At 71.0% G+C, this 14,619-nt stretch carries 11 protein-coding genes; 8 read left to right on the top strand and 3 right to left on the bottom strand.

Annotation, left to right across the window (positions count from 1 at the left end; all coding sequences use genetic code 11):
* Nucleotides 1–112: 112 nt before the first annotated feature.
* Together D7147_RS03585 and D7147_RS03580 are read right to left on the bottom strand one after the other, a co-directional pair.
* Nucleotides 113–544 (bottom strand): hypothetical protein, encoded by a 432-nt coding sequence (locus D7147_RS03585; RefSeq protein ID WP_147437324.1) that lies wholly within the window; start codon nt 542–544, stop codon nt 113–115.
* A 168-nt stretch (nt 545–712) separates the two neighbouring features.
* Nucleotides 713–2,776, bottom strand: coding sequence for a SpoIIE family protein phosphatase (locus D7147_RS03580; RefSeq protein WP_120673767.1), 2,064 nt, complete (start codon nt 2,774–2,776; stop codon nt 713–715).
* Between the two features lie 181 nt (nt 2,777–2,957).
* Here D7147_RS03580 and D7147_RS03575 point away from each other — a divergent pair, with 181 nt between their 5' ends.
* Together D7147_RS03575 and D7147_RS03570 are read left to right on the top strand one after the other, a co-directional pair.
* Entirely contained in the window at nt 2,958–7,322 is a 4,365-nt protein-coding gene (locus tag D7147_RS03575; protein WP_120673766.1) for a HAMP domain-containing protein, read from the top strand.
* A complete protein-coding gene (locus D7147_RS03570) occupies nt 7,319–7,873 on the top strand; it encodes a response regulator (RefSeq protein ID WP_120673765.1) in 555 nt (184 codons plus the stop codon). The genes D7147_RS03575 and D7147_RS03570 overlap by 4 nt, the downstream gene beginning before the upstream one ends.
* Nucleotides 7,874–8,024: 151 nt before the next feature.
* Here D7147_RS03570 and D7147_RS03565 read toward each other — a convergent pair whose 3' ends face one another.
* Nucleotides 8,025–8,360, bottom strand: coding sequence for an STAS domain-containing protein (locus tag D7147_RS03565; RefSeq protein ID WP_120673764.1), 336 nt, complete (start codon nt 8,358–8,360; stop codon nt 8,025–8,027).
* Between the two features lie 139 nt (nt 8,361–8,499).
* Here D7147_RS03565 and hemL point away from each other — a divergent pair, with 139 nt between their 5' ends.
* From hemL to ccsB, 6 genes are read left to right on the top strand one after another with little or no spacing between them, the layout of a single operon-like run.
* Nucleotides 8,500–9,837: a glutamate-1-semialdehyde 2,1-aminomutase gene (hemL, locus tag D7147_RS03560; protein ID WP_120673763.1), complete on the top strand. Its 1,338-nt coding sequence runs from the start codon at nt 8,500–8,502 to the stop codon at nt 9,835–9,837.
* A 5-nt stretch (nt 9,838–9,842) separates the two neighbouring features.
* On the top strand, nt 9,843–10,490 hold the full coding sequence (locus tag D7147_RS03555; protein WP_120673762.1) for a histidine phosphatase family protein: 648 nt from the start codon (nt 9,843–9,845) through the stop codon (nt 10,488–10,490).
* Nucleotides 10,490–11,068 carry a TlpA family protein disulfide reductase gene (locus D7147_RS03550; protein ID WP_120673761.1) on the top strand — a complete coding sequence of 193 codons (579 nt, stop codon included), beginning with the start codon at nt 10,490–10,492 and terminating at the stop codon, nt 11,066–11,068. Before D7147_RS03555 ends, D7147_RS03550 begins: the two co-directional genes overlap by 1 nt.
* Complete coding sequence (locus tag D7147_RS03545; RefSeq protein WP_120673760.1) at nt 11,068–11,928, top strand: cytochrome c biogenesis CcdA family protein; 861 nt, start codon at nt 11,068–11,070, stop codon at nt 11,926–11,928. The genes D7147_RS03550 and D7147_RS03545 overlap by 1 nt, the downstream gene beginning before the upstream one ends.
* Entirely contained in the window at nt 11,928–13,592 is a 1,665-nt protein-coding gene (gene resB / locus D7147_RS03540) for a cytochrome c biogenesis protein ResB (RefSeq protein WP_120673759.1), read from the top strand. The genes D7147_RS03545 and resB overlap by 1 nt, the downstream gene beginning before the upstream one ends.
* Complete coding sequence (ccsB, locus tag D7147_RS03535; RefSeq protein ID WP_120673758.1) at nt 13,592–14,578, top strand: c-type cytochrome biogenesis protein CcsB; 987 nt, start codon at nt 13,592–13,594, stop codon at nt 14,576–14,578. The genes resB and ccsB overlap by 1 nt, the downstream gene beginning before the upstream one ends.
* Nucleotides 14,579–14,619 lie beyond the last annotated feature (41 nt).

Raw genomic sequence — 14,619 nt, 5'->3', positions numbered from 1 at the left:
GACACCCCGACCTCAGGGAAGACGAGTCGATCAAGCCGCGCGGGCGAGCCGCACTTCCGGGCCGGCTCCCGTCATGGACGGGCGAGTTCCGTCCTGGATTTGCCCGGCGGAGTCAGTCGAGCCACCAGCGGTGCATGTCGGCGGCGACCGGAGTGAACCGGATGATCAGGAGCAGCGTCGTGACGCCCGCGCCGACCAGCAGAAGCGTCCGGACGCGCCGGGAGAGCAGGTCGGCGTCCCGGGCGGCCACCGCCGCGGCGTAGACCGCCATCGGCAGGGTGAGCACTGCGCCCACCACGTACAGGAGCGAGACGGCGGCGTACAGCCAGAAGAACGGGTTCGCGGCGTGCAGGCCGTACGGAACAAGATCCTTCGGGTCGTACGCCCCGGTCAGCATCTCGGCCGGGCCGACTCCGGCGGTCGCCATCCGTCCGACGTAGAGCGCCGCGACCACGACGAAGGCGACGGCCACCGCCAACTGGGCGACCAGGACGGTACGGACCAGTCGCGGCACGCCGGCGACAGCATTCACGGCAGTCGACATACGGGCCAACCTACGGCCCGCCGCCCGTCCGCGGTGCCCGCGTCGAGCCCGTGGAGCGACCCCGGTCCTTGATCGACTCGGGATCCTTGAGGTCGGGGCGTCCGTGAGCAGCGGACACCCCGACTTCAATGAAGACGAGTTGATCAAGCCACGCGCGCTGGCGCCCGGTCAGGCGGCCTCGTTGCGCAGGACGAGGATCGCGATGTCGTCGCGCGGCGCCTCGACCGAGAAGCCGAGCGCGGTGGCCCGCAGCCGGGCGGCGACCACGTCGGCCGAGTAACCGGCCAGCGGCGCGGCGGCCTCGCGGAGCCGCTCGGTGCCGAAGAGTTCCCGGCCGCGCCGCCGTTCGGTGACGCCGTCGGTGTAGAAGACCAGCGCGTCGCCCGGGGCGAGCGGCACCTCGGCGGTGGGGGTACTGATCCGGTCGAGCAGGCCGAGCGCCGTGCCGCCGGTGCCGACGAAGCCGCCCCCGCCCCCGCCGCGCAGCAGCACCGGCCGGTCGTGGCCCGCCAGGTGCAGGGAGACGTCGAGCCGGCCGCCGACGACCGGGCCGACCGCCGCGAGCGCCAACGTGCAGTACCGGCCGCCGCCCCGCTCGACCAGGGTCTCGTTGAGACGGGCCAGCACCTCGGGCAGCGGCTTGCCGTCGCCGACCAGCACGCGGATGACGTCCCGGACCAGCCCGGTGACCGCGGCGGCCTGCACGCCCTTGCCGGAGACGTCCCCGATCACCACGAGCCACCGCCCGTCCGGCAGCGGCACCACGTCGTAGAAGTCGCCGCCGACGTCGGCGTCGCCCCCGGTCGGTACGTACTCGGCCGCGAAGCCGATCCCCTCGACCACCGGCAGCACGGGCGGCAGCAGCGACTGTTGCAGCGTCTGCGCCACCCGGCGGCGCTCGGCGTGGATCCGGGCGTTCTCGATCGCCAACGCGGCCCGCCGGGCGACGTCCTCCAGCACCGCGACCTCGTCCGGGTCGTGCCGGTGCCGCTGGTGCCGGCCGACGGCCAGGGTCCCCAGCCGCTGGCCGCGGGCGATCAGCGGTACGGCGAAGCCCTCCATCGGCCCGCCCAGTGGCACCTGCGCGGCGCTGCGGGTCGCCTCGCGCAGCCGGGCCTGGACCGAGTCCGGGCCGGTCTCGGCGAGCACCTTGTGCAGCTGCGGCAGGACCGACTCGTCGGCGTGGCTGGCCGCCGCGAGCCGGAGGCGCCCCCACTCGTCGGTCGTGTGCACCGCGCACCACTGGCCCAGCCGGGGCACCACCAGCTGCGGAATCAGCGCCATGGTCAACTCGACATCCAGCGACTGGGCGAGCAGCTCGCTCGCCTCGGCGAGGAACGTCAGCCAGGCCTGCCGGCGTACGTCGGCGCGGCGCAGCCGGTCGTTCTCCAGGTGCAGCGACAACCGTTCGGCCGCGAGCACGGCCAGCGGCCCGGCGTACGCCGACGGCGCGGCGTCCAGCTCCAGCTCACCGGCGTAGGGGCGGTGCACGGTCAACGGCACGTGGAGCAGCTTGTTCCCCGCTCGGGGCTGCCGGCCGTAGCGGGCCAGCACCTGGGGGCCCGTGCCGTCGCCCCGGTCCAACCGGATCAGCCCGCCGGCCGCGCCGACCATCTCGGCCACCCCGGTGAGCAGGTGGGTGGCGAAGTCCGGCAGCGGATCGTCCGCGTACGCGTCGGGGCTGATCTTCATCAGCTCGCTCACCGCAGCGGCGCTCGGGGCGGCGGTGGCCGGCTGCGGGTCGCCGCTCGGTGTGCCGTGGGCGGCGTGCTCCGACCCGGCGTCGGCATCCCCCGACCGGTCGAGCCGGAACCAGACGCCCTTGCCGGTGGGCAGGTAGGTGGTGCCCCACCGGCTGGCGAAGTGGTCGACGAGCAGCAGCCCCCGGCCGCGCTCGGCCACCTCGGTGATCTCGTCGGCCTCGTTGCGTACGCCGACGATCAGCTCCTCGACGGGACCGGACGCGAAGTCGGAGACCGTGACGGTCAGCCCGATCTCATCCGCGGTGACCTCGATGTCCAGGTCCGTGCCGGCGTGTTCCACCGCGTTCGTGGTGAGCTCGGTGGTGAGCAGCAGGGCCTCGTTGAGCAGTTCGTCCAGGTGTGCCTCGGTCAGCACCGAGCGCACGAGGGCGCGGGCCGCCGCGGGCGTACGCCGATCGGCGGGCAGGCGCACGCGCCGGACGTGCCCGTCCGGGCCCCCGGCCGTAGCGGGCCTCGTCTCCGCCGACACTCTCGTATCCTCCACCGCCACCCGGGCGACTGCCAACCCGCACCCACATCGGCACCGCTCACCGTGCTCTCGGGGCGTGGCGGGCGGCCACGCGCCCTGGCAACGGCGCGTCCGCGGGCACAATATGGGATGGCCGGCATCTCGGCACGAGCCGGTGGCCCCCGAGCTGAGACGAGGAAGAATGACCACGGTGAAGCAGTCGGTGGCGGACTCTTCCGCGCCCGACCACGAGGCTCTCCTCGATGAACTGACCGAGGCGCTGCGGCGGGTGCGCCGCGGTGATCTCAAGGTGCGGTTGCCCCGACGCGCCGGGCGGGTCGGGGAGGTCGCGGACGCCTTCAACGAGGTGGTCTCGCTCCAGGAGCGGCAGTATCTCGACCTGCGGCGGATCAGCCGGGTCGTGGGCCGGGACGGCCGGCTCACCGAGCGCCTGGACGAGGAGGGGCTGGACGGCTCCTGGGCCGAGGGGAACCGGGCGGTCAACTCGCTCATCGACGACCTGGGCCGGCCGAGCACCGAGATCGCCCGGGTGATCGTCGCGGTCGCTGACGGCGATCTCTCCCAGCACATGGCGCTGGAGATCGACGGGCGACCGCTGCGCGGTGAGTACCTGCGCATCGGGCGCACGGTCAACACGATGGTGGATCAGCTGTCGTCGTTCGCCGACGAGGTGACCCGGGTGGCTCGCGAGGTGGGCACCGAGGGCAAGTTGGGTGGCCAGGCCGACGTTCGGGGCGTCGCGGGCACCTGGAAGGACCTCACCGACTCGGTGAACACCATGGCGTCGAACCTCACCGGTCAGGTTCGGTCGATCTCCCAGGTGGCGCGGGCGGTCGCCAAGGGCGACCTGTCGCAGAAGATCACCGTCGGGGCGCGCGGTGAGGTCGCCGAGCTGGCCGACACCATGAACTCGCTCACCGACACGCTGCGGCTCTTCGCGGAGCAGGTGACCCGGGTGGCCCGTGAGGTGGGCACCGAGGGGAAGCTCGGTGGTCAGGCGGAAGTGCCGAACGTGGCGGGCACCTGGAAGGACCTGACCGACAGCGTCAACTCGATGGCCTCGAACCTGACGGCGCAGGTGCGCAACATCGCCCAGGTCTCGACGGCGGTGGCGAAGGGTGACCTGTCGCAGAAGATCACGGTGGCGGCGCAGGGCGAGATCCTGGAGCTGAAGAACACCGTGAACACGATGGTGGATCAGCTGTCGTCGTTCGCCGACGAGGTGACCCGGGTGGCCCGTGAGGTGGGCATCGAGGGGAAGCTCGGTGGCCAGGCGCAGGTACGCGGCGTCTCTGGCACCTGGCGGGACCTCACCGAGAACGTGAACCAGCTCGCCGGCAACCTGACGGCGCAGGTGCGGAACATCTCACAGGTGTCGACGGCGGTGGCGAAGGGTGACCTGTCGCAGAAGATCACGGTGGACGCGCAGGGCGAGATCCTGGAGCTGAAGAACACCGTGAACACGATGGTGGATCAGCTGTCGTCGTTCGCCGACGAGGTGACCCGGGTCGCGCGTGAGGTGGGCACCGAGGGGAAGCTCGGTGGTCAGGCGCAGGTGAAGGGTGTTCTGGGTACCTGGCGGGACCTGACGGACAACGTGAACTCGATGGCGTCGAACCTGACCAGCCAGGTGCGGAACATCGCCTCGGTGACCACCGCGGTCGCGAAGGGTGACCTGTCGCAGAAGATCACGGTGGACGCCCGGGGCGAGATCCTGGAGCTGAAGTCGACGGTCAACACGATGGTGGACCAGTTGTCGTCGTTCGCCGACGAGGTGACCCGGGTGGCCCGTGAGGTGGGCACCGAGGGGAAGCTCGGCGGTCAGGCCCAGGTGCGCGGCGTCGCGGGCACCTGGCGGGACCTGACGGACAACGTGAACTCGATGGCCTCGAACCTGACAGCGCAGGTGCGCAACATCGCCCAGGTCTCGACGGCGGTGGCGAAGGGTGACCTGTCGCAGAAGATCACGGTGGACGCGCAGGGCGAGATCCTGGAGCTGAAGAACACCGTGAACACGATGGTGGATCAGCTGTCGTCGTTCGCCGACGAGGTGACCCGGGTGGCCCGCGAGGTGGGTACCGAGGGGAAGCTCGGTGGTCAGGCGCAGGTGAAGGGAGTCTCGGGTACCTGGCGGGACCTGACGGGCAACGTGAACTCGATGGCGTCGAACCTGACTGCGCAGGTGCGGAACATCGCCTCGGTGACCACCGCGGTCGCGAAGGGCGACCTCGGCCAGAAGATCACGGTGGACGCGCAGGGCGAGATCCTGGAGCTGAAGAACACCGTGAACACGATGGTGGATCAGCTCTCCTCCTTCGCCGACGAGTTGACCCGGGTCGGCCGGGAGGTCGGCATCGAGGGCAAGCTCGGTGGTCAGGCGCAGGTGAAGGGGGTCTCCGGCACCTGGCGGGACCTCACCGAGAACGTGAACCAGCTCGCCTCCACGCTCACCACCCAGCTGCGGGCCATCGCCGAGGTCTCCACCTCCGTCACCCGGGGGGATCTGACCCAGCGGATCAACGTCCAGGCGCAGGGCGAGGTCGCCGAGCTGAAGGACAACATCAACCAGATGATCGTCACCCTCCGGGAGACGACGAAGAAGAACGCCGAGCAGGGCTGGCTGGACTCGAACCTCGCCCGGATCAGCGGCCTGCTCCAGGGGCAGCGCGACCTCGGCGAGGTCTGCCGCATGATCATGGTGGAGGTGACTCCGCTGGTGGACGCGCAGCTCGGCGCGTTCTTCCTGGTGGACAACTCCGACGGCAGCATGCGGCTGCGGCTCACCGCCTCCTACGGGTACGTGGCCCGCGGGCACGACGTCACGTTCGGGCCGGGTGAGGGGCTGGTCGGCCAGGCGGCGCTCTCCCGCCGGACCATCCGGGTCAGCACCGCCCCGGACGGCTCGCTGACGCTGCGCTCCGGGCTGGCCAGCACGCCCCCGGCCGATCTCGTGGTGCTCCCCGTGCTCTTCGAGGGCGAGCTGCTCGGCGTGATCGAGTTCGCCAGCGTCGTCCCCTTCTCCGAGCTGCACCTGTCGTTCCTGGAGCGGCTGGTGCTCACCATCGGCATCGCGGTCAACACCATCCAGGCCAACCGGCGTACGGAGGAGCTGCTGGCGCAGTCGCAGCGGCTCGCGCACGAGCTCCAGGAGCAGTCGGCGGAGCTGCAGCGGACCAACGCGGAGCTGGAGGAGAAGGCCACGCTGCTCTCCGAGCAGAAGGGCAACATCGAGGTCAAGAACCGGGAGATCGAGCTTGCCCGGCTGGGCCTGGAGGAGAAGGCCCAGCAGCTCACCCGCGCCTCGGCGTACAAGTCGGAGTTCCTCGCGAACATGAGCCACGAGCTGCGTACGCCGCTGAACTCGCTGCTCCTGCTGGCCCGGCTGCTGGCGGAGAACTCGGAGCAGAACCTGACCCCGAAGCAGATCGAGTTCGCCCGGACCATCCACGGCGCGGGCTCCGACCTGCTCTCCCTGATCGACGACATCCTGGACCTGTCCAAGATCGAGGCGGGCCGGATGGATGTCGAGCCGACCGAGGTCCGGTTCGGCGACATCCGGGGCTACGTCGAGCAGGCGTTCGCCCCGCAGGCGGAGGAGAAGGGCCTCGACTTCCAGGTACGCGTGAGCAAGGACCTGCCGGGGTCCGTGGTCACCGACGCGCAGCGGTTGCAGCAGATCCTGCGCAACCTGCTCTCGAACGCGGTGAAGTTCACCGACAACGGCGCGGTGACGCTGCGGATCGCCCCGGCGGCCGAGAGCGCGGTCTTCGACGTACCGACGTTGACCAACGCGCAGCACGTGATCGCGTTCACCGTGATCGACACCGGCATCGGCATCTCGGACGACAAGCTGTCGATCATCTTCGAGGCGTTCCAGCAGGCGGACGGCACGACCAGCCGCCGGTACGGCGGTACGGGTCTCGGCCTGTCGATCAGCCGTGACCTGGCCCGCCTGCTCGGCGGCACCATCACCGTCACGTCGGCGCCGGGGCAGGGCTCGACCTTCACGCTCTTCGTTCCGGACGTACTCGCCCCGGACGCGGTGGTGGCTCCGCTGCCGCCGTCGCCGGCCCGGGCCGGACTGCCGTCGTCGCTGCTCATGCCGCCGCTGGAATTGCCGGAGCCGGCTGCGGCCCCGGTCAGCCGACGGCTCGACGGGGCGACCGTGTTGATCGTCGATGACGACGTCCGGAACGTCTTCGCGCTGACGAGCGCATTGGAACTGCACGGGATGACCGTGTTGTACTCGGACAACGGGGCGGACGGCGTCCGCCTGCTCGCCGAGCACCCGGAGGTGGACATCGTGCTGATGGACGCCATGATGCCCGACCAGGACGGGTACGAGACGACCCGGCAGATCCGCCGGAACCACCGGTTCGCGGACCTGCCCATCGTCTTCCTGACCGCGAAGGCGATGCCGGGCGACCGGGAGTCCGCCCTGGCGGCCGGTGGCAGCGACTACATCACCAAGCCGGTCGACCTGGACGAGCTGATCGAACTCATGTCGTCCTGGATCAGCGGCAGCCGGACCGAGGAGAGCTCGTGACCCAGATGGCCAAGGCGCTGTTGGTGGACGACCGTCGGGAGAACCTGATGGCCCTGGAGGCGATCCTCCAGGGCCTGCCGGTCCAGGCGGTGGCGGTGGAGAGCGGTGAGGCGGCGCTCAAGCAGCTGTTGGTGGACGACTTCGCGGTGATCCTGCTGGACGCCCAGATGCCGGACATGGACGGCTTCGAGACGGCGGGCCACATCAAGCGGCGTGAGCGGACCCGGCACGTACCGATCATCTTCCTCACGGCCGCCGACCGGGACGCCCAGCTGGCCCTGCGCGGCTATCAGGTCGGCGCGGTCGACTACCTCACCAAGCCGTTCGACCCCTGGGTGCTGCGCGCCAAGGTCTCGGTCTTCGTGGAGCTGTGGGTCAAGACCCGCCAGCTGGCCGCCCAGTCCGATCTGGTGCGGGAGCGGGACACGCAGTGGCGGCTGTTGACCGACGCGGTCGACGAGGCGACGGCGCTGCTGCGCGGTGACGACCCGGAGGCCCGCGACCGCGCTGTCGAACTGCTCGAACAAGCCCGCTGGGGCACCCCCACCTGACCCACCCACCCCACGCCCACACCCCCACTCGGGGGCCGGACGACTTGTTGATCATGAAGTTATTGCCGACATGTCGGGCATCGAGCGGCAATAGCTTCATGATCAACCGAGAGATCGGCCGGGGCCAAGGCCGGGGAGGGGCGGGCTGGGGTTAGCTGGCGGGTTGGTCGTTGCGGATCATCAGGGCCGAGCGAAGGCCGGTGATGTCCAGGACGCGGAGCAGGAAATCGCCCACGTGGGTGAGGATCAGCAGGCTCTGCGCGTGACTCGCCTTGCGGCTGAGAACGACCAACGTGCCCAGCCCCTGCGAGTCGCAGAAGGTGACCCCGGCGAGGTCGAGCACGATCCGGGCCGGCGGCTCGGTGAGCACCTCGTTCACGACGGTCGATAGCTGGGCGGCCGTGAGCATGTCGATCTCACCGGCGAGGCGCAGCACGGCCTCGTCACCCGCCCGGTGTAGCGTGATGGACAGTTCGGCGCGATCCACCGGCCCAGCCTAACCCGATCTGATCGACCCGGCCCGCCGAGGAGTCGTCGCCCCGCCATCCGTTTCCCGGGTGAGCCGGGTAACCCCGGGCCGGGGTGCCTGCCGGTTCACCTGCCGGCGCTGACACAATGACGGCATCGTGACCGATACCTTTTCCGCCGGATCCGGCCGCTACCCGGCCGACGCTCCGGCCTCCGAGGCCCTCTTCGACCGCGCCCGCGCCATCGTGCCGGGCGGGGTGAACTCCCCCGTGCGCGCCTTCCGCGCGGTCGGGGGCGCCCCGCGCTTCATGGTCCGGGGGGAGGGCCCGTGGCTCTACGACGCCGACGACCGGCGCTACGTCGACCTGGTCTGCTCCTGGGGCCCGCTGATCCTCGGTCACGCCCACCCGGAGGTGGTCGCCGCCGTGCAGGCCGCCGCCGCCCTCGGCACCAGCTTCGGCACGCCGACGCCGGGTGAGGTGGAGCTGGCCGCCGAGATCGTGGACCGGACCCCGGTCGAGCAGGTCAGGCTGGTCAACTCCGGCACCGAGGCCACCATGTCGGCGATCCGGCTGGCCCGGGGCTTCACCGGCCGATCCAAGATCGTCAAGTTCGCCGGCTGCTACCACGGACACGTGGACGCGCTGCTCGCCGCCGCCGGCTCCGGCGTGGCCACCCTCGGCCTGCCCGACTCGCCCGGCGTCACCGGCGCGGCGGCGAGCGAGACCATCGTGCTGCCGTACAACGACCTGCGCGCGGTGGAGGAGGCCTTCGCCGCCGAGGGACAGCACATCGCGGCGATCATCACCGAGGCGGCCGCCGGCAACATGGGCGTGGTCGCCCCGCGTGACGGCTTCAACCAGGAGCTGGCCCGCATCGCGCACGCACACGGCGCGCTGCTCGTCGTCGACGAGGTGATGACCGGGTTCCGGGTCTCCCGCTCCGGCTGGCACGGCCTCGACCCGTCCGACGCGGACCTCTGGACGTACGGCAAGGTCATGGGGGGCGGCCTGCCCGCGGCGGCGTTCGGCGGCCGTGCGGAGATCATGGCCCGGCTCGCCCCGGCCGGCCCGGTCTACCAGGCCGGCACGCTCTCCGGTAACCCGTTGGCCTGCGCCGCCGGCCTGGCCACCCTGCGGCTGGCCGACGACGCGCTCTACCGCAAGCTGGACGACACGGCCGCCTTCGTGGGCAAGCTGGCGTCCGACGCGCTGGCCGCCGCGGGGGTCGCGCACCGGCTGTCGTACGCGGGCAGCATGTTCTCGATCTTCTTCACCGACGCCGACGTGGTCGACTACGACAGCGCGCGGACTCAGCACGTGCCGGCGTTCAAGGCGTTCTTCCACGCCATGCTCGCCGCGGGTGTCTACCTGCCGCCGAGCGCGTTCGAGTCCTGGTTCGTCTCGGCGGCGCTGGACGACGCCGCCCTGGAACAGATCGCCTCGGCGTTGCCGAGCGCGGCGCGGGCAGCGGCAGCGGCGGGTCACGGGGGGTAGGTGCGGTGAGCAGTACGGTCGTTCACGTGCTCCGGCACGGTGAGGTGCACAATCCGGACAAGATCCTCTATGGGCGGCTGCCCGGTTACCGCCTCTCCGAGCTCGGTGTGCAGATGGCCAAGGCCGCCGCGCAGGGGCTCGCCGAGCGGAACGTGGTGCACGTCGTCGCCAGCCCGCTGGAGCGCGCGCAGCAGACCGCCGAGCCCATCGCCGGGCAGTTCGGGCTGCCGGTCGGGGTGGACGAGCGGCTCATCGAGAGCGCCAACTGGTTCGAGGGCAAGCGGGTCTCCCCGGGTGACGGATCGTTCCGTGACCCGCGTAACTGGTGGGTGCTCCGCGACCCGATCACCCCTTCGTGGGGCGAGGCGTACCAGGCGATCGCGGAGCGGATGTTCGCCGCGCTGCACGCCGCCCGAATCGCCGCCGAGGGGCGTGAGGCGGTGCTGGTCTCGCACCAGCTGCCGATCTGGACGCTGCGCCGGTACGTCGAGCGCAAGCGGCTCTGGCACGACCCGCGCCGGCGGCAGTGCTCCCTGGCCAGCCTCACCTCCTTCCACTTCGACGGGGCGAAGGTGGCCGGCATCGGCTACTCCGAACCCGCCGCGCACCTGGTCGCCATGTCGCCGACCGCCCGGACGGCCAAGGGGGCCTGATGACGCGCGCCCGGAGGTGGACCGCCGGTCTGCTCGCCACCGTCGCCGCGGTGGCGCTCGCCGGTTGCACCTCGCCCAGCGAGGAGAAGGCCTGCGGTACCAGCCCGGAAGGCGTCATCGAGTGCGCGCCCGACCAGCGGTCGGCACCCCCGAAGGTCGCCGGTGAGCTGCTCACCGGTGGGAACTACGACGTCTCCCAGGCCCGGGGCCAGGTGGTCGTACTCAACTTCTGGGGCTCGTGGTGCGCGCCGTGCCGGGCCGAGGCCGACGACCTGGAGGCCACCTACCAGGCGACCAAGGCCAGCGGAGTGACCTTCCTGGGCATCAACGTCCAGGACAACAAGGACAAGGCGCTCGCGTTCGAGCAGAGCTTCGGGGTCACCTACCAGAGCCTCTTCGACCCGGCCAGCCGGATGGCGCTCGCTCTGGACATCCCGCCGAACACCATCCCGGCGACGGTGGTGCTCGATCGTGAGGGCCGGATCGCGGTGGTGATCCGGGCCGCGGTCAAGCAGGAGGGCCTGAAGCCGATAGTCGAGCGGATCGCCGCCGAGCAGCCGACCAGCGGTCCGAACTGATGGGCGAGACGTTCCGGCAGGTAGCCCTCTCCGGGCCGCTGCTGCTCGCCATCGGCGCGGCGGTGCTCGCCGGCGTCGTGAGCTTCCTCTCCCCGTGCGTGCTCCCGCTGGTCCCCGGCTACCTCTCCTACGTCACCGGCCTGGCCGGCGCCGACCTGGAGGGCCGGGCGCGGCAGACGCCGCCGGTGGGTGGCGTCGACGTGCCGGACGGCGGCGGCTCCGGCGGCGGGGTCGCCGTCGCGGCGCCCCGCCTGGCGACCCCCCGCAGCGCGGTGGCCGCGGTCAAGGGCCGGGTGCTCGCCGGGACAATGCTCTTCATCGCCGGTTTCACCGTGGTCTTCACCGCCACCGCGGTCCTCTTCGCCAGCGTGGGGAAGGTCTTCTTCGAGTACGAGCGGACGCTGGAGATCGTCATCGGGGCGCTGATCATCCTGATGGGGCTCGCCTTCGTCGGCATCGTCCCCGGTATGCAGCGCGAGTTCCGGATCCACCGGCTGCCGGCCGCCGGCCTGCTCGGGGCGCCCGTCTTCGGCGCGGTCTTCGCGCTCAGCTGGGTGCCGTGCGTCGGCCCGACGCTCGCCGCGGTCACCGGGATGGCCACGGTCAGCGGGCAGGTCGACCGGGCCGTGGTGCTCGCCGTGGCGTACTGCCTGGGGCTGGGCATCCCGTTCGTCGTCTTCGGGCTGGGTTTCCAGCGGCTGCTCGGGGTGTTCCGCGCCATCCGCCGGAACAGCCGCTGGGTCACCCGGGTCGGCGGCGCACTGCTGATCGTGATCGGCCTCGCGCTGGTCACCGGCGGTTGGACGAACGTCGTGATCTGGCTGCAGACCACCGTCGGCGTTGGTGAGGTGAGCATCTGATGACCGTCCTGGACGAGCGGCCCGCTCCCCCGGCCGAGGCGCCGCGTCGCCGCCCGAACCGTCTGCTGGCCCTGCTGCGCAACTCGTGGCGGCAGCTGACCAGCATGCGTACGGCGCTGGTGCTGCTCTTCCTGCTCGCGATCGCGGCGATTCCGGGCTCGGTGCTCCCGCAGCGCAACGTCAGCCCGGAGAAGGTCAACGAGTACTTCACCGAGCACCCCGACCTGGCACCGAGGCTGGACCAGATCGGCGGCTTCGACGTCTTCGGCTCGGTCTGGTTCTCGGCGATCTACCTGCTGCTCTTCACCTCGCTGATCGGCTGCATCACGCCGCGGCTGCGCGACCACTTCCGGGCCCTGCGGTCGAAGCCGCCGGCCGCGCCGAAGCGACTCGACCGGCTGCCGCAGCACTCGGTGCTGACCCTCCCGGCCGGGGGCGTGGCGGCGATCGCCGAGGTGCTGCGCCGCCGCCGCTGGCGGGTGACGGTCCGGGGCAACGAGGTCTCCGCCGAGAAGGGCTACCTCAAGGAGACCGGCAACCTGATCTTCCACACCTCGCTGCTGGTCGTCCTGGTCGGCGTCGCGCTCGGCCACTGGTACGGCTGGAGCGGCAACCGGCTGCTCGTCGCCGGCGAGGACAAGTCCTTCTGCAACACCCGCCAGCAGTACGCCGAGGCGAAGCTCGGCCCGCGGGTGGACACCGGGAATCTGCCCGGCTTCTGCGTGACCCTGGACGAGTTCCACGCCCGGTTCCTCGAATCGGGGCAGCCGTCGTCCTTCAACGCCACGGTGACCGTGGACGAGCCCGGTAAGTCGACCCGGACCGCCGACTTCTCGGTCAACTCGCCGTTGCGGCTCGACGGCGCCAACCTGTACCTCCTCGGTCACGGGTACGCCCCGATCATCCGTTACACCGACCGGTACGGGCGCAGCCAGACCAGCGTGGAGCCCTTCCTCACCACCGGTGACATGGGTCTGACCAGTGAGGGGCTGGCCGCCTTTCCGGACGCCAACCTCGACCCGAAGACCGGCAAGAAGGACTCGAACCAGCAGGTGGCCTTCACCGGTCTCTACCTGCCGACCGCGCCGGACGCCCCGCCGTACGTGCGCTCGGAGTATCCGACCGAGCGCAACCCGTTGCTCAACCTGGTCGCCTACCGGGGCAACCTCGGCCTGGACGCCGGCATCCCCGGCTCGGTCTACCAGCTCGACCAGCGGCAGGTCCGGATGGGCAAGGTCAAGCAGGTCGGCGACAAGGTGCTCAAGCAGGGCGAGAGCTGGAAGCTCGACGACGGCAGCACTGTCGAGTTCCTCGGCACCCGGCGCTACATCACGCTCTCCGTCCGGCACGATCCCGGCTCGGGCGTACTGCTGGTGAGCTGCGGCTTCCTGCTGGCCGGGCTGATGGGGTCGCTCTTCGGACGGCGACGTCGGGTCTTCTTCCGGGTGACGTCCGGTGGATCCGCGGACCCCACAGGCGAAACTCCGACGGCCGGTAGTAGTTTGGTCGAGGCCGGTGGGTTGCCGCGCACCGACTATCCAGGGTTCGTCGACGAGTTCGCGCAGCTCGTCGCCGCGGTCAGCGGTGACGGGCGGCCGGACGAGCGGGCCGGCACGGATCGCGACGGAAGCGATCGGGCCGGGATGCGGGAAGGGACCGACTGATGTCCGCACTCTCCGACCAGCTGGTGACGTTCGCGATCCTGGCGTACCTGGTCGCGATGATCAGTCACGCCGTCGAGTTCGCCCTCGGCAACGGCCGGGTCCGGGCCGCCGCGGCACCCCAGCGGGAACGGGAGCTGGTGGGCGCCGGTGCCGGCGCGCCCGGTGGGATGATCGTCAAGTCCGCCGAGCCGACGCCGCCGGTGACGCCCGTGGCCGACCGCGCCGCCGGTCGGGCCCGGCTGGCCGGTCTGGTTGCCGTGGTGGCCACCGCGGTCGCCGCCGTGCTGCACCTCGTCGCACTGGTCACCCGCGGCCTCGCCGCAGACCGGATGCCGTGGGGCAACATGTACGAGTTCGTGCTCACGGTCACCTTCATCGGTGTCGCCGCCTGGCTGGTGGTGCTCGTCAAGCGGCCGTCGCTGCGCAAGCTCGGCCTCTTCCTCACCCTGGTGATGGTGCTGCTGGTGGCCACCGCCGAGCTGGTGCTCTACGTGCCGGTGGTGCCGCTGGTCCCGGCGTTGAACTCGTACTGGTTCGTCGTCCACGTCTCGACCATCGTGTTCAGCTCCGGCATCTTCCTGCTCGGCGTGGTGCCGGCGGTGGCGTTCCTGATGCGCCGCGGGTACGAGGCGGGCAAGCGCAGCTTCCCGTACACCCTGGCCAAGCGGCTGCCGGCGGCGGCCGCGCTGGAGCGGCTCACCTTCGTGCTGCACGCCTTCTCGTTCCCGATCTTCACCTTCGCGGTGATCGCCGGGGCGATCTGGGCCGAGGCGGCCTGGGGCCGCCCGTGGGGCTGGGACCCGAAGGAGACCTGGGCGTTCATCTCCTGGGTGGTGTACGCGGGCTACCTGCACGCCCGGGCCACCCCGAGCGTCAAGCGGAACGTGGCGACCTGGATCGCCGTGCTCGGCTTCTTCACCATGCTGATGAACCTGTTCGGGGTGAACATCTTCTTCACCGGCCTGCACTCGTACGGCGGCCTCTGAACCGAGGCGCTACGCGGGCGGGTGGCGGCCACGTGATCGGC

The sequence above is a fragment of the Micromonospora musae genome (genome assembly GCF_003626545.1).
In the GTDB taxonomy this organism is placed as follows: Bacteria; Actinomycetota; Actinomycetes; order Mycobacteriales; family Micromonosporaceae; genus Micromonospora; species Micromonospora musae.
The sequence above is the reverse complement of the archived record's forward strand: the minus strand, read 5'-3'. Positions and strand labels throughout refer to the sequence as shown.